This window comes from Klebsiella sp. LY, assembly GCF_004010915.1.
Taxonomy (GTDB): Bacteria; Pseudomonadota; Gammaproteobacteria; order Enterobacterales; family Enterobacteriaceae; genus Klebsiella; species Klebsiella quasipneumoniae.
On sequence record NZ_CP022444.1, the window covers coordinates 3704007 to 3726734 of the forward strand.

The window sequence follows — 22728 nt, forward strand, 5'->3', positions numbered from 1 at the left end:
TCTTACTGCTTGCGATTATTTGCACAACTCAGCTGGTATTTCCGCCGGGAGTGGCGCCGCTATCTTGGCGCAATTGCCCTGCTGGCCATTATTGCCGTCCTGCAGCTTGTTCCGCCGAAGGTGGTGGGCATTGTGGTCGACGGCGTGACGCAACAACATTACACCGCGGAGAAGGTGTGGATGTGGATCGGCGCGCTGGTGCTGATCGCGGTGATGGTCTACCTGCTGCGCTATGTCTGGCGCGTGCTGCTGTTCGGCGCCTCTTACCAGCTGGCGGTCGAACTGCGGGAAGACTTTTACCGGCAGCTGAGCCGCCAGCATCCGGCGTTCTATTTGCGCCATCGCACCGGGGATCTGATCGCCCGCGCCACCAACGACGTGGACCGGGTGGTGTTTGCCGCCGGTGAAGGGGTGTTAACCCTGGTGGATTCCCTGGTGATGGGCTGTGCGGTGTTGATTGTGATGTCGACGCAGATTAGCTGGCAGCTCACCCTGCTGGCGCTGCTGCCGATGCCGCTGATGGCCCTGGCGATCAAACGCAACGGCGATGCCCTTCACGAACGTTTTCGCGTCGCCCAGGCGGCCTTTTCCAGCCTCAACGATCGCACGCAGGAGAGCCTGACCAGCATCCGCATGATTAAGGCGTTCGGGCTGGAGGATCGCCAGTCGGCGCAGTTTGCCGCCGATGCGGCCGATACCGGAGCGAAAAATATGCGCGTGGCGCGAATTGACGCGCGCTTCGACCCTACCATCTATATCGCCATCGGGGCGGCGAACCTGCTGGCCATCGGCGGCGGCAGCTGGATGGTTATCCACGGCAGCCTGACGCTGGGGCAGCTGACCAGCTTCGTGATGTACCTTGGCCTGATGATCTGGCCGATGCTGGCGCTGGCGTGGATGTTTAACATCGTGGAGCGCGGTAGCGCGGCCTATGGTCGTATCCGCACCCTGCTCGAAGAGGCGCCGGCGGTGGACGACGGGACCGAGACGGTGCCGGCAGGCCGCGGCGTCCTGCAGGTCGCTATCCGCGATTTCATCTATCCGCAGGCGAGCAAACCTTCACTGGAACAGGTTAATTTTACCCTTCAGCCGGGGCAAATGTTGGGCATCTGCGGGCCGACGGGCGCCGGCAAAAGCACCATTCTGGCCCTGCTGCAGCGCCATTTTGACGTCACCAGCGGCGAGATCCGCTTTCACGATCTGCCGCTACCGCGTCTGCAGCTCGACAGCTGGCGCGAACGGCTGGCGGTGGTCAATCAGACGCCGTTTTTATTCTCCGATACCGTCGCCAATAATATCGCGTTGGGAAAACCGGACGCGACGCCGGAACAGATTGAGCGGGTGGCGCGGCTGGCCAGCGTGCATGACGACATTCTGCGTCTGCCCCAGGGGTACGATACCGAAGTGGGCGAGCGCGGCGTGATGCTCTCCGGCGGCCAGAAACAGCGTATCTCTATTGCCCGCGCCCTGCTGCTGGAGGCCGAAATTCTGATCCTGGATGATGCCTTATCGGCGGTGGATGGCCGTACGGAGCACCAGATCCTGCACAACCTGCGCCAATGGGGAGAGGGGAGGACGGTGATCATCAGCGCCCACCGGCTGTCGGCGCTGACCGAGGCCAGTGAAATTCTGGTGCTGCAGCATGGGCATGTCGCCCAGCGCGGCCGCCATGAGGCGCTGGCCGTGCAGCCAGGCTGGTATCGCGACATGTATCGCTATCAGCAGCTGGAGGCCGCGCTCGACGAGGTTCCCCAGGAGCAAGAGGAGGTCCTGGATGCGTAGCTTTACCGAACTCTGGCCGACGCTTAAACGCCTGCTGGCCTATGGTTCACCGTGGCGTAAGCCGCTGGCCATCGCGGTGGCGATGATGTGGATCGCGGCGGCGGCGGAAGTGAGCGGTCCGCTGCTTATCAGCTATTTCATCGACAATATGGTGGCGAAACATACTCTGCCGCTGAAGCTGGTGGCAGGCCTGGCGGCAGCATATATCGGTCTGCAGCTGCTGGCGGCGTTACTGCACTATAGCCAGTCGCTGCTGTTTAACCGCGCCGCGGTTGGCGTGGTCCAGCAGTTACGCAGCGATGTGATGGATGCCGCCCTGCATCAGCCGCTCAGCGAGTTTGATACTCAGCCGGTCGGGCAGCTTATCTCCCGGGTAACCAACGATACGGAAGTCATTCGCGACCTGTACGTGACGGTAGTGGCGACGGTGCTGCGTAGCGCGGCGCTGATCGGCGCGATGCTGGTGGCGATGTTTAGCCTCGACTGGCGGATGGCGCTGGTGGCGATCGCGATTTTCCCGGCGGTGCTGATCGTGATGATCATTTATCAGCGCTATAGCACGCCGATCGTGCGCCGGGTACGCGCCTGGCTTGCCGACATCAACGATGGCTTTAACGAAGTGATCAACGGCATGGGGGTCATTCAGCAGTTCCGCCAGCAGGCGCGTTTTGGCGAACGGATGCGTGAGGCCAGCTACGCCCACTACCTGGCGCGGATGCAGACGCTACGCCTCGACGGTTTTCTGCTGCGTCCGCTGCTGAGTCTTTTTTCCTCGCTGGTGCTGTGCGGGCTGCTGATGCTGTTCGGCTTTAGCGCGGCGGGCACGATTGAGGTCGGGGTCCTGTATGCGTTTATCAGCTATCTCGGACGCCTTAACGAGCCGCTCATTGAGCTGACCACCCAGCAGTCAATGCTGCAGCAGGCGGTGGTCGCTGGCGAACGCGTTTTCGAGCTAATGGATCGTCCGCGCCAGGCGTGGGGCGCCGATGATGCGCCGCTGAGCAGCGGTCGAGTGGAAATCGACCATCTCTCCTTCGCCTACCGCGGCGATCGTCTGGTCCTCCAGGATATCACGCTGGATATCCCTTCCCGCAGCTTTGTGGCGCTGGTCGGGCATACCGGCAGCGGGAAGAGTACCCTCGCCAGTCTGATGATGGGCTATTACCCGTTAACCCACGGGGAGATCCGCATCGATGGCCGGCCGCTCGCTTCTCTTAGCCACAGCGCGTTGCGTCGGGGCATCGCGATGGTGCAACAGGATCCGGTGGTGCTGGCGGATACCTTCTACGCCAACGTCGCGCTGGGCCGGGACATCAGCGAAACCCAGGTCTGGGAAGCGCTGGAGGCGGTGCAGCTGGCGGCGGTGGCGCGCAGCATGAGCGACGGCCTGTACACCCAACTGGGCGAGCAGGGCAATAATCTCTCCGTCGGACAGAAGCAACTGCTGGCGCTGGCGCGCGTGCTGGTGGACACCCCGCAGGTACTGATTCTGGATGAGGCGACGGCAAACATCGACTCCGGTACCGAGCAGGCGATCCAGCAGGCGCTGGCGAAGGTTCGCCAGCATACCACCCTGGTGGTTATCGCCCATCGGCTGTCGACCATCGTCGAGGCGGATACCATTCTGGTTCTGCATCGTGGTCAGGCCGTCGAGCGGGGCAACCACCAGCAGCTGCTGGCGGCGAAAGGCCGCTACTGGCAGATGTATCAGCTACAGCTGGCTGGTGAAGAGCTGGCGGCCAGCGCCAGAGAAGAGTCGCTCAGCGCCTGATGCACCACCAGCAGGCAGCGAAGGCTGGGCGGCCTGTCGTGGTGCAAAAACGTTACATCAAATGCACCGCTGTGGTGCATTTTTGCCCGTTAAATGCCTTTACGCCGGCTAATGCCTGACCTCTCGCCTGTTTTTTGCCATCAAAGGGCCGCTCAGCGGCCTTTTTTCATTTCTGGCATAGCCCTTGCTTTATATCCATCGTGTTAGCTGCGGCCATTACCGAATACTGACTGGAGGGGACTTATGAAGCTGGTTACCGTGGTAATCAAACCATTCAAACTGGAAGACGTGCGTGAAGCCTTGTCTTCCATCGGCATTCAGGGCCTGACGGTCACTGAAGTCAAAGGATTTGGCCGTCAGAAAGGACATGCGGAGCTCTACCGCGGCGCCGAGTATAGCGTCAACTTTCTGCCAAAAGTGAAGATTGATGTGGCGATCGCCGACGATCAGCTGGATGAAGTTATCGATGTCATCAGCAAAGCGGCTTACACCGGAAAAATTGGCGACGGCAAAATTTTTGTCGCTGAATTGCAGCGCGTCATTCGCATCCGTACCGGCGAAGCTGACGAAGCGGCACTGTAATTTCCAGACCACACAGTGATGGGGAACGAAACAATGAAAATGGCAACAATGAAATCGGGTCTGGGGGCATTAGCCCTTCTTCCGGGGCTGGCGATGGCCGCGCCTGCGGTGGCGGACAAAGCCGATAACGCGTTTATGATGATTTGCACCGCGCTGGTTCTGTTTATGACTATCCCGGGGATTGCGCTGTTTTACGGCGGCCTGATCCGCGGTAAGAACGTTCTTTCCATGCTGACGCAGGTGATTGTCACCTTTGGCCTGGTCTGCGTACTGTGGGTCATTTATGGTTATACTCTGGCCTTCGGCACCGGCGGCAGCTTCTTCGGCAGCTTTGACTGGGTGATGCTGAAAAATATTGAACTGAAAGCGCTGATGGGCACCTTCTATCAGTATATCCACGTCGCCTTCCAGGGCTCGTTCGCCTGCATCACCGTCGGGCTGATCGTCGGGGCGCTGGCTGAACGTATCCGTTTCTCCGCCGTGCTGATTTTCGTGGTGGTGTGGATGACGCTCTCCTACGTGCCGATTGCGCATATGGTCTGGGGCGGCGGTCTGCTGGCGACGCATGGCGCGCTGGATTTCGCCGGCGGCACCGTTGTGCACATCAACGCCGCGGTCGCCGGGCTGGTGGGCGCGTATATGATGGGCAAACGCGTGGGCTTCGGCAAAGAAGCGTTCAAACCGCATAACCTGCCGATGGTGTTCACCGGCACCGCTATCCTCTACGTGGGTTGGTTCGGTTTCAACGCCGGGTCTGCCAGCGCAGCGAATGAAATCGCGGCCCTGGCGTTCGTTAACACCGTCGTGGCGACCGCCGCTGCTATCCTGGCGTGGACCTTTGGCGAATGGGCTCTGCGCGGCAAACCTTCACTGCTGGGCGCCTGCTCCGGGGCAATTGCCGGTCTGGTTGGCGTTACGCCGGCGTGTGGTTATATCGGTGTCGGCGGCGCGCTGATCGTCGGTATCGCCTCTGGCCTGGCGGGTATCTGGGGCGTGACTGCGCTGAAACGCTGGCTGCGTGTGGATGACCCTTGCGACGTCTTCGGCGTTCACGGCGTCTGCGGCATCGTCGGCTGTATTCTGACCGGTATCTTCGCGGCGACTTCTCTGGGCGGCGTCGGTTATGCGGAAGGCGTCACCATGGGCCATCAGCTGCTGGTGCAACTGGAAAGTATCGGCATTACCGTGGTCTGGTCCGGCGTCGTCGCTTTTATCGGCTACAAAGTAGCGGATATGACCGTAGGGCTACGCGTGCCGGAAGAGCAGGAGCGCGAAGGGCTGGACGTCAACAGCCATGGCGAAAACGCTTACAACGCCTGACAGAAAACCCTTCTCCATGTAGCAAAAAGCCTCCCGTAGGGGAGGCTTTTTTTATGCGTTGCGGTTGCGCATCACCCCTTCCTGCACCGTTGAGGCAACCAGCGTGCCATCCTGGGTGTAGAACTCGCCGCGGACGAAGCCGCGGGCGCTGGAGGCCGAGGTGCTTTCGACGCTGTACAGCAGCCACTCATTGATATTAAACGGCCGATGGAACCACATCGAGTGATCGATAGTAGCGACCTGCATGCCGGGCTCAAGGAAACCAACGCCGTGCGGCTGCAGCGCCACCGGCAGGAAGTTAAAGTCCGAGGCATAGCCCAGCAGATACTGATGAATGCGCAGATCGTCGGGAACGGCGCCGTTGGCGCGCAGCCACACCTGACGCACCGGCTCGGCGATATGGCCTTTCATCGGGTTATGAAACTCCACCGGGCGGATCTCCAGCGGCTTATCGCAGAGGAATTTGTCTTTCACCTGCGGCGGCAGGAGATGCGCCAGCTTGCGGGCAATGTCGGTTTCCGAAGGCAGCCCATCAGGGGAGGGGGCGGCCGGCATCGCTTTCTGATGTTCATAGCCGTGCTCTGGCGCCTGGAAGGAGGCGGTCATATAGAAGATCGGCTTCCCGTTCTGGATGGCGGCGACCCGGCGGGCGCTAAAGCTGTTGCCGTCGCGCAGCACCTCCACATCGTAGACGATCGGTTTTTGACTGTCGCCGGGGCGCAGAAAGTAGCTGTGAAACGAATGCACCAGACGTTCAACGGGCACGGTCTCTTTTGCCGCATACAGCGCCTGGCCCACCACCTGGCCGCCAAAAACCTGGCGCAATCCCAGGTCTTCGCTCTGTCCACGGAACAACCCTTCCTCAATTTTTTCCAAATCTAATAATGCCAGCAGGTTAGAGAGTGCCTGACTCATACTTTTCCTCAGTTAACAATGGCGGCGCCGCGCGCGTAATGTGGCAAAGTATAACCTGGAATCGCAAGTGGTCCGATGGGTGTAATAATCTGAATAACAACCGGTCAACAGGAAGAAATCTGCGATCTGTGCCACACTTATTGACGACACGAAAGTTCCTGCCGGCGAAGCGGCGGAACATCCTCCTGGGTATTAAGGGATGATAAGGAGAACATCATGAAATTTGCCTATATGTTTAGTGCCTTAGCCGTCGCCGCGACGCTGACCGCCTGTGCTAATCACCACTCGAACAATTCTTCGACGCAGGCGGCTGCACCCGACCCTTACGGTATTGCGACGCTGAGCGTGGCGCAGCAGCAGCCGAGCGTCACGGGGACGATTAATATCCGCCAGAGAATCGCTTTGCCGCCGGATGCGGTGCTGACGGTGACCCTGTCGGATGCTTCTCTGGCCGATGCGCCAGCCCGCGTATTGTCGCAAAAAGCGGTGCGTACCGAAGGCAAGCAGGCGCCATTCAACTTTGCACTGCCTTACAACCCGGCAGATATTCAACCGAACGCCCGCATTCTGTTGAGCGCAGCGATTACGGTTAACGGCCAGCTGATGTTCATTACCGATACCGTGCAGACGGTGATCAACCAGGGGGGCACCCATGCCGACCTGACGCTGGTTCCGGTTCAGCAGACCGCCGTGCCTGTCGCACAGTAAGCTCGCTAAGCCCCCGAATGGGGGCTTTTTTTTGGTCTTCAGTAAACCCAGCGATAGCGCTGGAGATCGATATGGCCGCCGCCGGAGACCTGCACCCCTTCGGCCAGCAGCGCCTGACGCTGCCGCTGCAGATCGGGGCCGGTGAGGGAGATATCGCCATGGCGATTGACCACCCGATGCCAGGGCAGAGTGGACCCTTCCGGCAGACGCTTCAGCACACCGCCCACCTGGCGCGCCGCGCGCGGCGAACCGGCCAGCCTGGCGACATCGCCATAGGTCGTGACATACCCTTCCGGTATCGACGCCACAATGTGCCAGACACGTTGGGGAAATGTATCGTGCGGATCCATATTCAGTCCTGTTACCCGAAAAACGCCAGCATAAGCGCTGATCTTCAGGCTGTACAGCCTGCCCGATCAGGCGGGCTGTTCGACGGTGAACGTCAGAGCGAGGCCGAGGATCTGCATGCCATGGACATTGTCGGAAGGTGAACTGGCGATGAGGCTCTCAAGGAATTTTAACCGCTGCGAGGTCGCGTTGATGATCAGCTTCGCGCGCAGGCCCGGCATGGTCAGCGACGAGATGGGGTATACCACCCGACCGCTGATGTAGACCGGTAGCTTGCGCAGTTCCACCTGGCGCAGGACGCCGACGGTGGAATAGAGCAGCGCCAGCGGCGTGACCGCCCGCACCGGCGCCTGACTGATGGTCACGAAGTCGAGCATTTTTTCAGGGCGCAGATAATTCACCCCCTGAAAGGCGATGGTCATCCCTTCAATGGCGGGTAAAGGCAGAGTGATGGTCTGTGGTGATGAGTCAGTCATTCGATTACCGTCGAGACAAGGTGCTGATGATAAAAGGGGACGCAAGATGGCTAAGTATGGTGGATATCCCGACTGTGTGCTGAGCGCGCGCTCGCAATCTCACAGGTTGAGCGTGAGTGACTGGTTTTATTCGCATTATTGCGCAATAAACCAGCAGGCAGTCGGGGCGTGCTTGCAATTCACCAGGTCAGCAGGGATAATGCGCCAGCGCGTTGGGTAACAACGCTCTCAATGGGGGCTCTGTTGGTTCTCCCGCAACGCTACTCTGTTTACCAGGTCAGGTCCGGAAGGAAGCAGCCAGAGCAGACGACGTGTGTGCCGGGATGTAGCTGGCAGGGCCCCCACCCATTTCGGCCTTCGTAATTTTCCCCTTGTATTTGTGCGGTCTTCTCTGCTGGCCAGAATTTATTCCTAATACAGATCACATATTATTTTTAGTTGCTAAAACACCCTCTACTTATTCCATAATATTTACTTGTCATAAATCTGAAATGCTACTGAAATATTAATGTCATTTGCGTGTCATAAATAAAGCGCATCTTATTGGTGGGAATTTGTTGCCAGATCCATGCTATAAAATATATCTCTGGATCAGCATGTTAACTTCGTGTATTAATTATGATGATTTTATTGCACGGGAAGCGTAGCTATGACCACAGTGGTTTTGAATGTAAAAATTGACGCTGAGTTAAAAGAGAAGTTGCGTCATTATGCGGAAGTGAATAACGAGAACCTGGGTACGGCAACGGAAAAGCTGCTGCAGCTGGCTTTTCAGCTGGAGGCGTCAGCAGATGAGGCGGGGGTGACGGAAGAGGACATTGACAGCCAGCATACCGAAGAGGAAGCGACGCCATTAACCCCTAAAGAAATCAAAGCATTAAGAAAACTTCTGAAGAAGAAAAAATGAAACAACAATTCTCTACAGCCAGTAACTACAGCGAAGCCTGCGATATGTTGCGCTCAGGATACGTGAAACACGTTCGCCTGAACTGGAATATCGGTAGTGATGAGTTCTTTCGCATTGCCTCCGACTGGTGTGACACCGGCGCTAAAATTAAAAAAGATGAAGATGGCTTTATTATTTCCTTGAAAGGGTTTCCTATTCCGCGCCAGCATTAATGAAATAGCCTTATTTCCGTCACCGGGTTGCCATAACCAGATGGCAGGATACCCAGGCAATTTTATAAAAACATCTCATATACCTCATGGATGACGGACTTTTGACGGGCTGAAGCCAGCCCGTCGATATTTTCTTATATTATTTTCCGCAAACGCGTACTTTCCCGCTGTTCTGCAAGGCTGTGCCACAATGGTTGTAGCGTGGAGAAGGCCTGGCGCAATGCTTCATCCGGCAGCGTAAACGGCAGACGTAAATAGCGATCGAACGCGCCCTCCAGACCAAACCGCGTGCCGGTGCCGATATGGATCCCCTGGCTTTCCGCACGTGCAGAGAACAAAGTGGCTAGCATGTCAGGGAGTTCCACCCAAAAAGAGAGCCCGCCTTCCGGTGGCGTAAAGCGCCAGCGGGGAAAATACTCTTTCATCAGCTCTTCGCACATGTCCCGGCGCGCCTTCAGCATCTCCCGTCGCGGCGGCAGCAGCGTGGCGGCGTTTGCCAGCAGCCAGCTGCAGGCCAGCTGCTCCAGCAGCGGCGTACCCAAGTCCAGAGAGTCGCGGGCCTGAATAAGCGAGGCGATCGTCCGCGTGCTGGCGCGGATCCAGCCGATGCGCAGTCCCCCCCAGAAACTTTTCCCGGCCGAACCGATGGTGATCACCGCGGCGTCGGGATTAAAGCAGGCCAGCGGCGGCGGGGGCGGGGCGTTATACCAGAGGTCGACCATGGTCTCATCGATCACCAGCGTTGTTCGCGTCCTGGCCGCGATGTCCGCGACCCGCTGGCGGGTGAGGGCATCCATACAGCGCCCGGTGGGGTTGTGAAAATCCGGCATCAGCCATGCCAGACGCGGCGCGGTCTGCGCAATGATCGCCGCGAATCCATCGCAGTCCCACCCCTGCTGTGGGAGTGCGACCCCAATGGGCCGGCAGGAGGCGCCCTGAATGGCGCTGATGGCCATTGGATAGGTCGGGGCATCAATGACCACCCGGTCACCGGGGCCGGTGAACAGACGCAGGATCAGCGCGAAGGCGCTGAGCGCGCCGTTGACCACCATCACTTCATCGGGCCGCGTCGGCAGGCCACGTTCGCTGTAGCGCCGGGCAATCGCTTCCCGTAGCACCGGGAGCCCCTGCTGATCGTAACCGGTCTGGGCGAGATAGGGCGGCAACAGGGTCATGGCATGCTGGAAGGCCTGATGGACCTCCGGACCGGCGCTGAGGGCGGCGGTGGAGAGATTGATCGTCGAGGGGGTCGCAGAGGGCGGCGGCAGGTCGGCAGGGCGTTCCGGCAAAACAATGCGCGACCCGCTCCCCTGGCGGCTTTGGATAAATCCCTCCTCCCGCAGCTGGCCGAGGGCGCTGGCGATGGTCGTCCGGCTGACGTTGAGGGCCGCCGCCAGCTCGCGCTCGCCGGGCAGGCGCGTCTGTAGCGTCAGACGGCCATCGAGGATCAGCAGGCGGAGCGCTTCCGCCAGCTGGCGCCATAGCGGTGTGCGAGAACTGGACTCCTGCCAGTTGCCGAGCAGGCGTACCAGGGACTGTGTTCCAAAGCGTCGGGCTGACATAGCGATCCACTTTTCCAAAACTGGCCATTAATTATCAGTCCATTTTTGCTGATGATGAGGGCATTCGCAATGATGTTGAGGAAAAAATATGCTTCGTCGCCTGCTGCAGTTATATATCGGTCTGGTGCTCTACGGCGTGTCCACGGCGCTCTTCGTGCATGCTAATCTCGGCGCCGATCCGTGGGACGTCTTTCATCTTGGAGTGGCTAAACAGCTGGGGATCAGTTTCGGGACCGTGATTATTCTGACCGGCGCCGCGGTGCTGCTGCTATGGATCCCGATCCGGCAGATGCCGGGGCTCGGCACGGTGAGCAATGTGATCGTGCTGGGGCTGGCGGCGGACGCCACGCTGGCCGTCCTGCCGCCGCTGGAATCGCTGGTGGCGCGCAGTGCGCTGCTGGTGGTGGCGATTGTGCTGAACGCGATCGCCACCGGGATGTACATTGGCGCGGGGTTTGGCCCGGGTCCGCGCGATGGCCTGATGACCGGGCTGCACGCTCGCACCGGCTGGTCATTGCGCGGTATCCGGACGGCGATCGAGCTTTCCGTGCTGCTGATTGGCTGTCTGCTGGGGGGGAAGTTTGGCGTCGGAACCGTCATTTACGCGCTGTCGATTGGACCGCTTATCCAGCTGTGCCTGCCGTGGTTCAGTCAGCCCGTCAACCGCAACGCGGTCAGCCCTCCCCGGGAAATAGTCTCCTGAATTAACCCATCGCCCTCTTCATCACGGAGAGGGCCTTTCATCGCTTACAGGCCGCTCAGGCCATGAAGCATCATGTAGATCCCCACCACAATAATCAGTAAGCCTGAGAACCAGGGTGCCTTGCGCGAGAGGTCGTTAAGCCACGGCCAGCGGCGGGTGGCATGTTTCATGCTCAGGGCGGCGATAGCCCCTGAAGCCACCAGCGTCAGCGCCAGACCGACGCTAAAGCCCAGCACCAGCGTGGCGCCCAGCGAGAATTTCTTCAGCTGTAAACAGATAAGCAGCACGGTAATGGACGCCGGGCAGGGGATCAGCCCGCCGGTCAGGCCAAACAGCACGATCTGCCCGGTCGTCACCTGACGGCCATCAAAGCGCCGGTTGATCTCCTGGGCATGGGCCCGCTGATGCGCGTCCTGCCACTCCTCCGCCACCAGCGGCGCGGCGGATGAGGACGCATGGTGATGGTCATGGTGGTGATCATGTTCGTGGTGATGATCATGTTCGTGGTGGTGCTCATGTTCATGGTGGTGCTCATGTTCATGGTGGTGATCATGGTGCGTGTGGGGCTGCGATTCGCGCCAGGTGCGCCAGAGCATCCAGCAGGCAATCAGCACAATGACAATCCCTGAGACCAGCTGAAACCAGGGTTCAGAGGTTTGGGCGTTCCAGCCGCGGCCAAACCACAGACCGGCCATGGCGATCAGCCAGACCACCGCCGTATGCGAAACCGTGGCCGCCAGCCCCAGCAGTACCGCCTGTTTTAAGGTTCCTCGCACCGCCACGATAAAGGCGGCCATCATTGTTTTTGAGTGCCCGGGTTCGAGGCCGTGCAGCGCGCCGAGCAGTATTGCGCTGGGAATAAACAGCCAGGCATTGCCCTGCTGCAGAAGGGAAGTGAAATCGTTCATATCGGGATCCTTGCCAAAAGTGCCTTTATCCTACTCCCCCCCAGTAGTAAAATACTACCCCCCAGTAGATAAGGCGGCTAATAAAAAGGATCATGGTATGCTGGCAGGCGTTGCTGACCACGCAGGTCGGTAATCCCGGACAGAAAAAAACGGTGGATCGCGTAATGTCACACACAGTGAGAGACAAAAAGAAGTTACTGACCCGGCTGAAGAAAATTCAGGGGCAGAGTACCGCATTAGAGAAAATGCTTAATCGCGAGCATGAGTGCGCTGAGGTGCTACAGCAGCTGGCGGCGATCCGCGGCGCGGTCAATGGCATGATGCTGCAGGTTATCCAGGGACATCTCACCGACCATGTGGTGAAAGAGCCAGACGAGACGCAGCGTGAGGCGGATCTGGAGACGGTGATGCAGGTGATTAAATCCTATCTGAAGTAGCCTCCGGCAGAGGGCGGCGAAGAGGCCGCGCCCGCTGACCTTCTGCGCAGGCCGCCTGCCGCTTAATGCGCATGGAGGTTCTCTTCCGCCCACAGAATAAACGACTCTTTTGGCAGCGCTTTGCTGTACAGCCAGCCCTGGGCGTACTGAACGCCATGCTGTCTCAGCCAGTCGCGCTGGCTTACGGTTTCCACCCCTTCGGCGACGGTGGCCAAATTGAGCGCCTTGGCCATTTCAATAATGTGCGGCGTCAGCGGCCGGTACTCGAGCGTATCGACAAAGGATTTATCGATTTTCAGCGTGTCGACGTCCAGCTTCTGCAGATAGCTCAGGCTGGAGTAGCCGGTACCGAAATCGTCAATCGAAATGCGGTGCCCGGCCTCGCGGTAGTGTGCGATCACCGGCATGGTGGTCTCCGGGTCAACAAACCCGCGCTCGGTGATCTCAAGGATAATCTGTTCCGCGGCGATCCCCCAGTGCTGCAGCTGATCGTGTAATAGCTTGGGTAGGGTGGGAGAGCGTAAGTCATCCACCGACAGGTTGATGGAGATATGCACTTCCGGCCGCTGCCTCAGCCAGGGACCCAGGTCGGCAAAAATTTTCCTGACGATATCTTCCGTCAGCTGGGTGATCAGTCCGGTTTGCTCGGCCAGGGGAATGAAGATATCCGGCGATAAAAAGGTGCCGTCGGGTTGCTGCCAGCGCGCCAGCGCTTCGGCCCCGGCGATTTTTCCGTCCTGCAATGAAATAATCGGCTGATAGTGAACCTGAATCGCCTGGGAATTGAGGGCGTCCAGCATACTGTTGCGCGGTGAACGCAGGTGTCTCAGCAGGCGCAGCAGCAGCCAGGTGGCAAGCAGGCTGGTGAAGATGCCGACAGGGAGCCAGAAGATCAGCTGCTGGCGAATACGCTGCTGTAGCGGCAGCGTGGATGACCAGGTCACAATGCCGGATCCCAGCTCGGGAATGCGCTGGATCCGGTAGACCGTATTATCCAGGGTCAGCATATTCAGGTGCGGATCTTTAATCCGTTGCCAGACCTTCGCCGGCAGCGGCTGGCTGCTGATCACCATTTTCAGATGGTCCAAACCAAACAGCATGGTATGGATCTTCTCCTCGCTGGCGGGCACCACATCAATGAAGGAGATGGGATCGATCATTACCATATGCTGCCGGCTGGCCATGGCCGTCATCTGGTGATTAAGGCCAAGATCGTTAATCGAGGTCAGCCAGGTGCGATAGCCGTCGGGGGCAATGTGGTCCGGTGGCGGGAAGGTCACCGCAACGCTATGGTCTTCCAGGGAGGAGCATTGCGGTACGGAATCTTCCAGCCAGAGCACTTCCTGCACGTAGCGATGGGTATAGGCGATCCGGCGGAGGGCGAGCAGATGCTCCGGGCTACAGGAGGCGGCAGAGTGTGAGTCGGCCTCCCTCAGTGCTTCCCGGGCCTGATCGGCGACCTGCAGCGTGCGGACGACAATACGGTTGGAATAATCATCCAGCTCACGATAGAACTGCATTTTGGCCTGCCGCGCCGCCTGCCAGATGCTGAGCGAGATAGGCAGGATGATGGCCAGTATCAGCACTCCTGTAAACAGCGCCATCAGATGCCGGGTCCTCATGCCTGTATCCTTATCGTTCGCCGGGTGTCATCAGTATATGCGAAAGATAAACCGGGCGCAGCGGGAGAAATCGCGCTGCGCGGGGAAAAAAAACCGGCATCACAATAGCCTGCGATGCCGGGTGAGAAGGATGATTCCGATGCAGCAGAATAAAAATGAGGGTGTGAATGCCGGGCAGGATGTATTCCGGCATTCAGTCGCAGCATACGCTGCGCAGATGACAGCAATATGTTGGCTTAGTGCGCATCCGGCGCCGTGATATCGGCGCTGATGCGCAGATCGTTCTCATCAAACACCATGCAGAAGCGGTCATCGAAGGCCAGATTAATCTTCTGCCACGGGCGGAAAAGGACGTCGCCGGGCAGCAGAACCTTGACGTTATCGTGACCGTAGCACTGGCCGAACAGGTAGGTATTGTTGCCCAGACGCTCCACCACTTCACATTGAAACTCCACCACGGTACCGGTGGAGACTTCCGGCGTGAGGTGCTCTGGCCGGATCCCCAGCGTGACTGCGGCGCCGGGCTTCAGCGGTTGGGTGGCAACGTTCAGGGTGAGCTGTTGGTCCTGGGCGAGTGTGACCGTTAAGCGCTCTGCCTGCCAGTCGCTGACGGTGGCCGGCAAAAAGTTCATCTTTGGCGAGCCGATAAAACCGGCGACGAATTTGTTGACCGGATTGTAGTACAGCGCCATCGGCGAACCCATTTGTTCGACCTTCCCGTAGTTCATGACTACGATTTTATCGGCAAGCGTCATCGCCTCCACCTGATCGTGCGTGACATACACCATGGTGGTCTTCAGCTCCTGGTGCAGGCGGGCAATATGCAGGCGCATATCGACGCGCAGCTCCGCATCGAGGTTAGAAAGCGGCTCATCGAACATAAACACCCGGGGATTACGCACGATAGCGCGGCCAATGGCCACACGCTGCCGCTGGCCGCCGGAGAGTTGCTTCGGTTTACGATCCAGCAGGTGAGAGAGCTGCAGCGTTTTGGCCACCATTTCCACCTGGCGACGGATCTCCGCTTTCGGCACTTTATTCACTTTCAGCCCATAGCCCATATTCTCCGCCACCGTCATGTGCGGATAGAGCGCATAGGACTGAAAAACCATCGCCACGCCGCGGCGGGCGGGGACCACATCGTTCATCACCTCATCGCCAATCAGCACTTCCCCGTCACTGACCTCTTCCAGCCCGGCAATCATACGTAACAGCGTCGATTTTCCACAGCCGGAAGGGCCGACGAAGACCGCAAACTCGCCATCTTCAATATCGAGATTGACCTGGTGCAGCGTCACCGTGCTGCCGAACCTTTTGGTGACATTCCTCAGTCGTATATTGGACATCCACATTCCCCGAAGTGAGTAGCCGTTGTTTGCCGTTGGCGTGTCGTTGATTTGAGTGTGTTTGTATTACGTGTAACAAATCAGCGTGACAATATTCAACAGCGCTAAAATCATGTCCTGACTATAACTTCCGCGGTTTTTGCGCCATACAGCGGCGTTTCATTTCTGCAAGGATGATCACACAACTGGCAGCTTATGGTAGTTTTATCCCCAATCAAAGCGTAGCGTGTAACAAAAGCGAACCAGAGTCTGCTTTCTATGTAACACGGCAGTTTGAAATGATTTTTTTTCTAACTGGCAGACGTAAGTCAAATAAAAAACCATTAAATTGTTATACCTTCACATGAGGTTGATAATGAAAAAGAACACGCTTGCTGCACTGATCCTTACCACCCTCGCGGCGGGGCAACTTACCAGCCTGCAGGCGCATGCCGCCGGGCAGCTCAACGTTTGGGAAGACATTAAAAAATCCACTGGCATCAAAACCGCGGTCAGCGATTTTGAGAAGCAGTACAACGTGAAGGTCAATCTGCAGGAGATGCCTTATGCCCAGCAGCTGGAAAAGCTGCGCCTCGATGGCCCGGCGGGCATTGGGCCGGACGTGCTGGTGATCCCGAATGACCAGCTCGGCGGCGCCGTCGTTCAGGGACTTCTCTCGCCGCTCAACGTTGAGCAGGCGAAACAGGATGCCTTTACGCCAGCCTCTATCAACGCCTTCCGCATGGACAACGCGCTGTATGGGATCCCGAAAGCGGTGGAAACCCTGGTGCTTATCTACAACAAGGACCTGATCGACAAGCCGCTGGACAGTCTGCAGGCCTGGCTGGACTACTCGAAGACCCAGCGCGAGCAGAACAAATACGGCCTGCTGGCCAAGTTTGATCAGATCTACTACAGCTGGGGGGCGATTGGCCCGATGGGCGGCTATATCTTCGCGAAGAACGACGGCGGCGGTTTTAATCCGCAGCAGGTGGGGCTCAATACGCCCGGCGCCGTGGAAGCCGTGACCTTCCTGAAAAAATTCTATGCCGAGAAGGCCTTCCCCGCAGGAATCCTCGGCGATAACGGGCTGAACGCCATTGATTCGCTGTTTACCGAGAAAAAAGCGGCGGCGGTGATCAACGGCCCCTGGGCCTTCCAGCCGTATGAAGCCGCCGGTATCAACTATGGCGTGGTGCCGCTGCCGACCCTGCCGGACGGCAAGCCAATGAGCTCCTTCCTCGGCGTTAAGGGCTACGTGGTATCGACCTGGAGTAAAGACAAGGCGCTGGCGCAACAGTTTATCGAGTTCATCAACCAGCCGCAGTATGTAAAAGCCCGCTATGTCGCCACCGGCGAAATCCCGCCGCTGAAGGCGATGATTGACGACCCGGTGATTAAAAATGACGAAAAGGCCAGCGCCGTCGCCGTTCAGTCGGCTCGGGCGATGGCTATGCCGGGCATTCCGGAGATGGGGGAAGTGTGGGGGCCGGCCAATGCCGCGCTTGAACTGAGCCTCACCGGCAAGCAGGCGCCGCAGGCCGCGCTCGATAATGCGGTGAAACAGATCAAGATGCAGATTGAAGCGATGCAGGCCAGCAATCAGTAATTTACCGTCACGTGAAGTCACCGAGCGGGAGGGGGACCTCCCGTTTGTAGAAGGAGTCGAGTGTGAGCATCCATTCCAGCGAAAATTTTAGCGACGCGCGCGGGCCCGGGCGCCATGCGTGGTGCGGCCTGTTGCTGGCAATCGTGCCGGGTTTCGGCCAGTTTTATCATCGCCAGTGGCTGAAGGGGCTGGTCTTCCTGGTGCTGCTGAGCAGCTTTTTGGGTATTTTTTACGATTTCCTGCGCGAGGGGCTGTGGGGGCTCTATACCCTGGGTGAAGAGGTGCCCCGGGATAACTCTATCTTCCTGTTAGCGGAGGGGATTATCAGCGTGCTGATCGTCGCTTTTGGCGTGCTGATCTATTTTCTCTCGCTGCGGGACGCGTGGCTGAACGGCAAAAAACGCGATGAAGGGGTCGCGCTGAACAGCGTGCGTAAGCAGTACCAGATGCTGCTGAGCGACGGCTTCCCGTACCTGATGATCACCCCGGGCTTTATTCTGCTGGTCTTTGTGGTGATCTTTCCCATTCTGTTTGGTTTTGCCATCGCCTTCACCAACTACAACCTGTACCACACGCCGCCGGCGAAGCTGGTGGACTGGGTGGGGCTGAAAAACTTCGTCAATATTTTCACCCTCTCCATCTGGCGCTCCACCTTCCTGGATGTGCTGCAGTGGACCGTGGTGTGGACGCTGCTGGCGACCACCCTGCAGTGTACGGTGGGCGTGCTGTTGGCGATTCTGGTGAACCAAAAAGATCTGCGCTTTAAGCCGCTGATCCGCACCATCTTTATTTTGCCGTGGGCGGTGCCGGGGTTTGTCACTATCCTCGTCTTTGCCGGGATGTTCAATGACTCCTTCGGGGTGATTAACAACGCGATCCTGTCATTCTTCGGCATCAGCCCGAAGGCATGGCTAACCGATCCGTTCTGGACCAAAACCGCGCTGATCATGATGCAGACCTGGCTTGGCTTTCCGTTTGTCTTTGCCATGACCACCGGCGTGCTGCAGGCGATCCCGGACGATCTGTATGAAGCGGCGACGATGGACGGCGCCAGCGCCTTTACCCGCCTGCGCACCATCACCCTGCCGCTGGTGCTGTACGCGATCGCGCCGATCATCATCACCCAGTACACCTTCAACTTTAATAATTTCAACATTATTTATCTGTTTAACAACGGCGGCCCTGCGGTGGCGGGATCTAACGCCGGCGGGACGGATATTCTGGTGTCGTGGATCTATAAGCTGACGATGTCCTCGTCGCAGTACGCCATCGCGGCGACCATCACTATCCTGCTGTCGATCTTCGTCGTCGGCCTGGCGCTGTGGCAGTTCCGCGCCACCAAATCCTTCAAAAATGACGACATGGCGTAAGGGAAGCAACATGGCTCAATCACCCAGTATTAAACGCGAAAAGTGGATCCGACTCTCTCTCACCTGGCTGGTGGTTATCCTGGTCTCGGTGGTGATTATCTACCCGCTGGTCTGGACCGTCGGGGCGTCGCTGAACGCCGGCAATAGCCTGCTCAGTACCTCGATCATTCCGGAAAACCTGTCGTTCCAGCACTATGCCGATCTGTTCAATGGCAATGTGAATTACCTCACCTGGTACTGGAACTCGATGAAAATCAGCTTTCTGACCATGGTGCTGACCCTGATTAGCGTCAGCTTTACCGCTTACGCCTTCTCCCGCTTCCGCTTTAAAGGGCGGCAAAACGGGCTGATGCTGTTCCTGCTGCTGCAGATGATCCCGCAGTTTTCCGCGCTGATTGCCATCTTTGTGCTGTCGCAACTGCTTGGCCTGATAAACAGCCATCTGGCGCTGGTGCTGATCTACGTCGGGGGAATGATCCCGATGAACACCTGGCTGATGAAGGGGTATCTCGACGCGATCCCTAAAGATCTGGATGAGTCCGCCCGCATGGACGGCGCCAGTAGCTTTCGCATCTTTATTGAGATCATCATGCCGTTGTCGAGGCCGATCCTCGCGGTGGTGGCGCTGTTCTCCTTCACCGGCCCGCTGGGGGATTTCATCCTCTCCAGCACCATCCTGCGTACCCCGGATAAATACACGCTGCCTATCGGTCTGTATAACCTGGTGGCACAAAAAATGGGGGCCAGCTACACCACCTACGCGGCGGGGGCGGTGCTGATTGCCGTGCCGGTCGCGATCCTCTATCTGGCGTTACAAAAATACTTCGTCTCCGGCCTGACCTCGGGCAGTACTAAAGGATAAGCACATGAAAAGATTTACACCCGCATGGCTTGCGGTTTGTCTGGCATGCAGTTTTTCCCTCCCTTCGCTGGCAGCGGACGCGCTTGAAACCCGCGCCTTTCAGGGTATGCCGGCGGACTTTATTAAAGGCGCGGATATCTCCACGCTGCTGGATGCCGAAAAGCACGGGGCAATTTTCTACGACCAGAATAACCAGCGTAAGGATCCGATCGCCATTCTGAAAGAGAACGGCGTCAACTATGTTCGCCTCCGCCTGTGGGTGGATCCGCAATCGGCAAGCGGCGAGGGCTATGGCGGCGGGAATAACGATCTGGCCACTACTCTGGCGCTGGCGAAACGGGCGAAAGCCCAGGGAATGAAGCTGCTGCTCGACTTCCATTACAGCGATTTTTGGACCGATCCCGGCAAGCAGTTCAAACCCAAGGCCTGGGAAAAGATGGATTATCCGCAGCTGAAAACGGCGATTCATGACTATACCCGGGATACCATCGCCCGCTTTAAGCAGGCGGGCGTCCTGCCGGATATGGTGCAGATCGGCAATGAGATCAACGGCGGTATGCTGTGGCCGGAAGGGAAAAGCTGGGGGCAGGGGGGCGGCGAGTTCGACCGGCTGGCCGGGCTGCTGAACGCGGCCATTGATGGTCTGAAGGCGAATCTGCGCAATGGCGAGCAGGTGAAAATCATGCTGCATCTGGCTGAAGGGACCAAGAACGATACCTTCCGCTGGTGGTTTGACGAAATAGAGAAACGTCATGTGCCCTATGACGTGATTGGTTTGTCGATGTACACCTACTGGAACGGGCCGATCAGCGCCCTGAAGGCCAATATGGATGACATCAGCAAACGCTATAACAAAGATGTCATTGTCGTCGAGGCGGCCTATGCCTATACCCTGGCTAACTGCGATAACGCGGAAAACAGTTTTCAGGCCAAAGAGGAAAAGGACGGAGGCTATCCCGCCACCGTGCAGGGGCAATATCGCTATATTCACGATCTGATGCAGGCCGTAATAGATGTTCCTGACCAGCGCGGCAAAGGTATTTTTTACTGGGAGCCGACGTGGATTGCCGTGCCGGGAAATACCTGGGCCACCCCGGCGGGGATGAAATATATCCATGACGAATGGAAAGAGGGTAATGCGCGGGAAAATCAGGCGCTATTTGACTGCCAGGGAAAAGTACTGCCGTCGGTAAAAGTATTTAATTAATTATTTGTCGTTCTTTTCAGGAAGTTTATTATGAATAAATTTGCACCTTTACATCCAAAGGTTAATACGCTGCTGCATGGCGCGGATTATAATCCGGAACAATGGGAGAATGACCCCGACATTATTGATAAAGACATTGCCATGATGCAGCAGGCAAAATGCAATGTGATGTCGGTGGGCATATTTAGCTGGGCGAAACTTGAGCCGCGCGAAGGGGTATTTGATTTCGCCTGGCTGGATACTATTCTCGATAAACTGTATGCCGCCGGCATTCATGTATTTCTGGCCACGCCGAGCGGCGCGCGTCCGGCGTGGATGTCTCAACGCTATCCGCAGGTTCTGCGGGTGGGGCGCGATCGGGTGCCGGCCCTGCACGGCGGCCGTCACAACCACTGTATGTCATCGCCGATCTATCGTGAGAAGACCCTGAAAATCAATAGCCTGCTGGCGGATCGCTATTCTGCGCACCCGGCGGTGCTGGGCTGGCATATTTCCAATGAATATGGCGGCGAATGCCATTGCGATCTCTGCCAGGCCCGCTTTCGCGGCTGGCTGAAGGCGCGGTATCAGACCCTGGAGAACCTCAACCAGGCCTGGTGGAGCACCTTCTGGAGCCATACCTATAGCGACTGGTCGCAGATTGAATCGCCTGCGCCGCAGGGCGAAACGTCGATCCACGGTCTCAACCTTGACTGGCATCGCTTTAACACCGCTCAGGTGACCGATTTCTGCCGCCATGAAATCGCCCCGCTGAAGGCGGCGAATGCCGCCCTGCCGGTGACCACCAACTTTATGGAGTATTTCTACGATTACGACTACTGGCAGCTGGCGGAGGTGCTGGACTTTATCTCGTGGGACAGCTATCCGATGTGGCACCGCGATAAAGACGAAACCGCGCTGGCCTGCTACACCGCGATGTATCACGACATGATGCGCAGCCTGAAGGGCGGCCAGCCGTTTGTGCTGATGGAGTCCACGCCGGGCGCGACTAACTGGCAGCCGACCAGCAAACTGAAGAAACCGGGCATGCATATTCTCTCCTCGCTGCAGGCGGTGGCGCATGGCGCCGACTCGGTGCAGTATTTCCAGTGGCGGAAAAGTCGCGGTTCGGTTGAGAAATTTCACGGCGCGGTGGTCGACCATGTCGGGCACATCGATACCCGTATTGGCCGTGAAGTCAGCAAACTCGGTGAGATACTGAGCAAGCTACCGGAGGTCCGGGGCTGTCGCACCGAGGCTAAAGTGGCGATTATCTTCGACCAGCAGAACCGCTGGGCGCTTGATGACGCCCAGGGACCGCGCAATCTGGGTATGGAGTATGAGAAGACGGTCAATGAGCACTACCGTCCGTTCTGGGAGCAGGGCATCGCCGTCGATGTGATTGACGCCGACGCTGATTTAACGCCGTACCGGCTGGTCATTGCCCCGATGTTATACATGGTGCGCGACGGCTTTGCCGCGCGGGCGGAGGCGTTTGTCGCCAGCGGCGGCCATCTGGTGACCACTTACTGGACCGGCATCGTCAACGAATCCGATCTCTGCTATCTCGGCGGCTTCCCGGGCCCGCTGCGCAATCTGCTGGGCATCTGGGCGGAAGAGATCGACTGCCTGAATGACGGCGAGTTTAATCTGGTGCAGGGCCTGGCCGGGAATCAGTGCGGTCTGCAGGGCCCGTATCAGGTGCGCCATCTCTGTGAACTGATCCATACCGAAAGCGCGCAGACGCTGGCCACCTACCGGGATGATTTTTATGCCGGAAGGCCAGCGGTGACGGTGAACGGCTTCGGGAAAGGTAAAGCCTGGCATGTGGCCTCCCGCAACGATTTGGCCTTCCAGCGCGACTTCTTTGCCGCCCTGAGCAAGGAGCTGGCGCTACCGCGGGCGATCGCGGCGGATTTACCGCCCGGCGTGGTGGCTACTGCGCGCACCGACGGTGAGAGCACGTTTGTCTTCCTGCAGAACTACAGCGCGCAAAGCCATACCTTGAGCCTGCCGTCAGGGTATCGGGATTGCCTGACCGACGCGGCGGTGTCGGACCCGCTGACCCTGTCAGCATGGGATTGCCGTATTCTCCGTCGCCACGCCTAATCCTTTTTTCTCCA

21 protein-coding genes and 1 other RNA gene are annotated in these 22728 nt (G+C 58.1%); 15 read left to right on the top strand and 7 right to left on the bottom strand.

Going from position 1 to position 22728, the window contains the following annotated elements:
* Positions 1 to 9 precede the first annotated feature (9 nt).
* The 4 genes from CE636_RS21025 to amtB all read left to right on the top strand — a co-directional run bounded on the left by CE636_RS21025 (position 10) and on the right by amtB (position 5455).
* The gene (locus tag CE636_RS21025) at positions 10 to 1782 is read left to right on the top strand and encodes a SmdA family multidrug ABC transporter permease/ATP-binding protein (protein ID WP_017898906.1); all 1773 of its coding nucleotides are present in this window, start codon (positions 10 to 12) and stop codon (positions 1780 to 1782) included.
* Complete coding sequence (locus CE636_RS21030; protein WP_004204783.1) at positions 1775 to 3553, top strand: SmdB family multidrug efflux ABC transporter permease/ATP-binding protein; 1779 nt, start codon at positions 1775 to 1777, stop codon at positions 3551 to 3553. Before CE636_RS21025 ends, CE636_RS21030 begins: the two co-directional genes overlap by 8 nt.
* A gap of 243 nt (positions 3554 to 3796) precedes the next feature.
* Entirely contained in the window at positions 3797 to 4135 is a 339-nt protein-coding gene (gene glnK, locus CE636_RS21035; RefSeq protein WP_002891893.1) for a P-II family nitrogen regulator, read from the top strand.
* 33 nt (positions 4136 to 4168) lie between these two features.
* Positions 4169 to 5455, top strand: a complete 1287-nt coding sequence (amtB, locus tag CE636_RS21040; RefSeq protein ID WP_004204781.1) for an ammonium transporter AmtB — start codon at positions 4169 to 4171, stop codon at positions 5453 to 5455.
* A gap of 51 nt (positions 5456 to 5506) precedes the next feature.
* Here the strand turns inward: amtB and tesB are convergent, their stop codons facing one another.
* Entirely contained in the window at positions 5507 to 6370 is an 864-nt protein-coding gene (gene tesB, locus CE636_RS21045; protein ID WP_004204779.1) for an acyl-CoA thioesterase II, read from the bottom strand.
* Between the two features lie 216 nt (positions 6371 to 6586).
* Between tesB and CE636_RS21050 the strand changes: the two genes are divergently transcribed.
* Positions 6587 to 7078, top strand: coding sequence for a YbaY family lipoprotein (locus CE636_RS21050; protein WP_002891903.1), 492 nt, complete (start codon positions 6587 to 6589; stop codon positions 7076 to 7078).
* A 38-nt stretch (positions 7079 to 7116) separates the two neighbouring features.
* On the opposite strand, the gene CE636_RS21055 is transcribed toward CE636_RS21050, so the two are convergent.
* Positions 7117 to 7428, bottom strand: a complete 312-nt coding sequence (locus CE636_RS21055) for an MGMT family protein (protein ID WP_004204778.1) — start codon at positions 7426 to 7428, stop codon at positions 7117 to 7119.
* A 66-nt stretch (positions 7429 to 7494) separates the two neighbouring features.
* Positions 7495 to 7902 (bottom strand): hypothetical protein, encoded by a 408-nt coding sequence (locus CE636_RS21060; protein ID WP_017898905.1) that lies wholly within the window; start codon positions 7900 to 7902, stop codon positions 7495 to 7497.
* Between the two features lie 241 nt (positions 7903 to 8143).
* Here CE636_RS21060 and ffs point away from each other — a divergent pair.
* The 3 genes from ffs to CE636_RS21075 all read left to right on the top strand — a co-directional run bounded on the left by ffs (position 8144) and on the right by CE636_RS21075 (position 9021).
* Positions 8144 to 8240: signal recognition particle sRNA small type (gene ffs / locus CE636_RS21065), an RNA gene on the top strand.
* A 311-nt stretch (positions 8241 to 8551) separates the two neighbouring features.
* Positions 8552 to 8809, top strand: a complete 258-nt coding sequence (locus CE636_RS21070; RefSeq protein ID WP_004204776.1) for a hypothetical protein — start codon at positions 8552 to 8554, stop codon at positions 8807 to 8809.
* A complete protein-coding gene (locus CE636_RS21075) occupies positions 8806 to 9021 on the top strand; it encodes a hypothetical protein (RefSeq protein ID WP_004142688.1) in 216 nt (71 codons plus the stop codon). The genes CE636_RS21070 and CE636_RS21075 overlap by 4 nt, the downstream gene beginning before the upstream one ends.
* A gap of 134 nt (positions 9022 to 9155) precedes the next feature.
* On the opposite strand, the gene CE636_RS21080 is transcribed toward CE636_RS21075, so the two are convergent.
* Positions 9156 to 10583 (bottom strand): PLP-dependent aminotransferase family protein, encoded by a 1428-nt coding sequence (locus CE636_RS21080; protein ID WP_017898904.1) that lies wholly within the window; start codon positions 10581 to 10583, stop codon positions 9156 to 9158.
* An 88-nt stretch (positions 10584 to 10671) separates the two neighbouring features.
* Between CE636_RS21080 and CE636_RS21085 the strand changes: the two genes are divergently transcribed.
* Positions 10672 to 11286: a YczE/YyaS/YitT family protein gene (locus CE636_RS21085; RefSeq protein WP_017898903.1), complete on the top strand. Its 615-nt coding sequence runs from the start codon at positions 10672 to 10674 to the stop codon at positions 11284 to 11286.
* Between the two features lie 44 nt (positions 11287 to 11330).
* Here the strand turns inward: CE636_RS21085 and CE636_RS21090 are convergent, their stop codons facing one another.
* A complete protein-coding gene (locus tag CE636_RS21090; RefSeq protein WP_017898902.1) occupies positions 11331 to 12194 on the bottom strand; it encodes a nickel/cobalt efflux protein RcnA in 864 nt (287 codons plus the stop codon).
* Between the two features lie 164 nt (positions 12195 to 12358).
* Here CE636_RS21090 and CE636_RS21095 point away from each other — a divergent pair, with 164 nt between their 5' ends.
* Entirely contained in the window at positions 12359 to 12631 is a 273-nt protein-coding gene (locus CE636_RS21095) for a metal-sensing transcriptional repressor (RefSeq protein WP_004204767.1), read from the top strand.
* Positions 12632 to 12693: 62 nt separating this feature from the next.
* On the opposite strand, the gene CE636_RS21100 is transcribed toward CE636_RS21095, so the two are convergent.
* Positions 12694 to 14253: an EAL domain-containing protein gene (locus CE636_RS21100; RefSeq protein WP_004204766.1), complete on the bottom strand. Its 1560-nt coding sequence runs from the start codon at positions 14251 to 14253 to the stop codon at positions 12694 to 12696.
* 236 nt (positions 14254 to 14489) lie between these two features.
* Positions 14490 to 15599: an ABC transporter ATP-binding protein gene (locus CE636_RS21105; protein WP_017898900.1), complete on the bottom strand. Its 1110-nt coding sequence runs from the start codon at positions 15597 to 15599 to the stop codon at positions 14490 to 14492.
* Positions 15600 to 15954: 355 nt separating this feature from the next.
* On the opposite strand from CE636_RS21105, the gene CE636_RS21110 reads away from it, so the two are divergent.
* The 5 genes from CE636_RS21110 (at position 15955) to CE636_RS21130 (ending at position 22714) form a co-directional block, all read left to right on the top strand.
* Positions 15955 to 17187 carry a maltodextrin ABC transporter substrate-binding protein gene (locus tag CE636_RS21110; RefSeq protein ID WP_017898899.1) on the top strand — a complete coding sequence of 411 codons (1233 nt, stop codon included), beginning with the start codon at positions 15955 to 15957 and terminating at the stop codon, positions 17185 to 17187.
* 62 nt (positions 17188 to 17249) lie between these two features.
* The gene (locus tag CE636_RS21115) at positions 17250 to 18557 is read left to right on the top strand and encodes a carbohydrate ABC transporter permease (protein ID WP_017898898.1); all 1308 of its coding nucleotides are present in this window, start codon (positions 17250 to 17252) and stop codon (positions 18555 to 18557) included.
* A gap of 10 nt (positions 18558 to 18567) precedes the next feature.
* Positions 18568 to 19419 carry a sugar ABC transporter permease gene (locus CE636_RS21120; protein ID WP_004204761.1) on the top strand — a complete coding sequence of 284 codons (852 nt, stop codon included), beginning with the start codon at positions 18568 to 18570 and terminating at the stop codon, positions 19417 to 19419.
* A gap of 4 nt (positions 19420 to 19423) precedes the next feature.
* A complete protein-coding gene (locus tag CE636_RS21125; protein ID WP_004204760.1) occupies positions 19424 to 20626 on the top strand; it encodes a glycoside hydrolase family 53 protein in 1203 nt (400 codons plus the stop codon).
* Positions 20627 to 20656: 30 nt separating this feature from the next.
* Positions 20657 to 22714, top strand: coding sequence for a beta-galactosidase (locus tag CE636_RS21130; protein ID WP_017898897.1), 2058 nt, complete (start codon positions 20657 to 20659; stop codon positions 22712 to 22714).
* The last annotated feature ends 14 nt before the right edge of the window (positions 22715 to 22728 follow it).

Bases quoted from the DNA above. Each gene is read 5' to 3' on its own strand.
- CE636_RS21030 (WP_004204783.1), top strand. From the start codon at position 1,775: ATGCGTAGCTTTACCGAACTCTGGCCGACGCTTAAACGCCTGCTGGCC.
- glnK (WP_002891893.1), top strand. From the start codon at position 3,797: ATGAAGCTGGTTACCGTGGTAATCAAACCATTCAAACTGGAAGACGTG.
- amtB (WP_004204781.1), top strand. From the start codon at position 4,169: ATGAAAATGGCAACAATGAAATCGGGTCTGGGGGCATTAGCCCTTCTT.
- tesB (WP_004204779.1), bottom strand. From the start codon at position 6,370: ATGAGTCAGGCACTCTCTAACCTGCTGGCATTATTAGATTTGGAAAAA.
- CE636_RS21050 (WP_002891903.1), top strand. From the start codon at position 6,587: ATGAAATTTGCCTATATGTTTAGTGCCTTAGCCGTCGCCGCGACGCTG.
- CE636_RS21055 (WP_004204778.1), bottom strand. From the start codon at position 7,428: ATGGATCCGCACGATACATTTCCCCAACGTGTCTGGCACATTGTGGCG.
- CE636_RS21060 (WP_017898905.1), bottom strand. From the start codon at position 7,902: ATGACTGACTCATCACCACAGACCATCACTCTGCCTTTACCCGCCATT.
- CE636_RS21070 (WP_004204776.1), top strand. From the start codon at position 8,552: ATGACCACAGTGGTTTTGAATGTAAAAATTGACGCTGAGTTAAAAGAG.
- CE636_RS21075 (WP_004142688.1), top strand. From the start codon at position 8,806: ATGAAACAACAATTCTCTACAGCCAGTAACTACAGCGAAGCCTGCGAT.
- CE636_RS21080 (WP_017898904.1), bottom strand. From the start codon at position 10,583: ATGTCAGCCCGACGCTTTGGAACACAGTCCCTGGTACGCCTGCTCGGC.
- CE636_RS21085 (WP_017898903.1), top strand. From the start codon at position 10,672: ATGCTTCGTCGCCTGCTGCAGTTATATATCGGTCTGGTGCTCTACGGC.
- CE636_RS21090 (WP_017898902.1), bottom strand. From the start codon at position 12,194: ATGAACGATTTCACTTCCCTTCTGCAGCAGGGCAATGCCTGGCTGTTT.
- CE636_RS21095 (WP_004204767.1), top strand. From the start codon at position 12,359: ATGTCACACACAGTGAGAGACAAAAAGAAGTTACTGACCCGGCTGAAG.
- CE636_RS21100 (WP_004204766.1), bottom strand. From the start codon at position 14,253: ATGAGGACCCGGCATCTGATGGCGCTGTTTACAGGAGTGCTGATACTG.
- CE636_RS21105 (WP_017898900.1), bottom strand. From the start codon at position 15,599: ATGTCCAATATACGACTGAGGAATGTCACCAAAAGGTTCGGCAGCACG.
- CE636_RS21110 (WP_017898899.1), top strand. From the start codon at position 15,955: ATGAAAAAGAACACGCTTGCTGCACTGATCCTTACCACCCTCGCGGCG.
- CE636_RS21120 (WP_004204761.1), top strand. From the start codon at position 18,568: ATGGCTCAATCACCCAGTATTAAACGCGAAAAGTGGATCCGACTCTCT.
- CE636_RS21125 (WP_004204760.1), top strand. From the start codon at position 19,424: ATGAAAAGATTTACACCCGCATGGCTTGCGGTTTGTCTGGCATGCAGT.
- CE636_RS21130 (WP_017898897.1), top strand. From the start codon at position 20,657: ATGAATAAATTTGCACCTTTACATCCAAAGGTTAATACGCTGCTGCAT.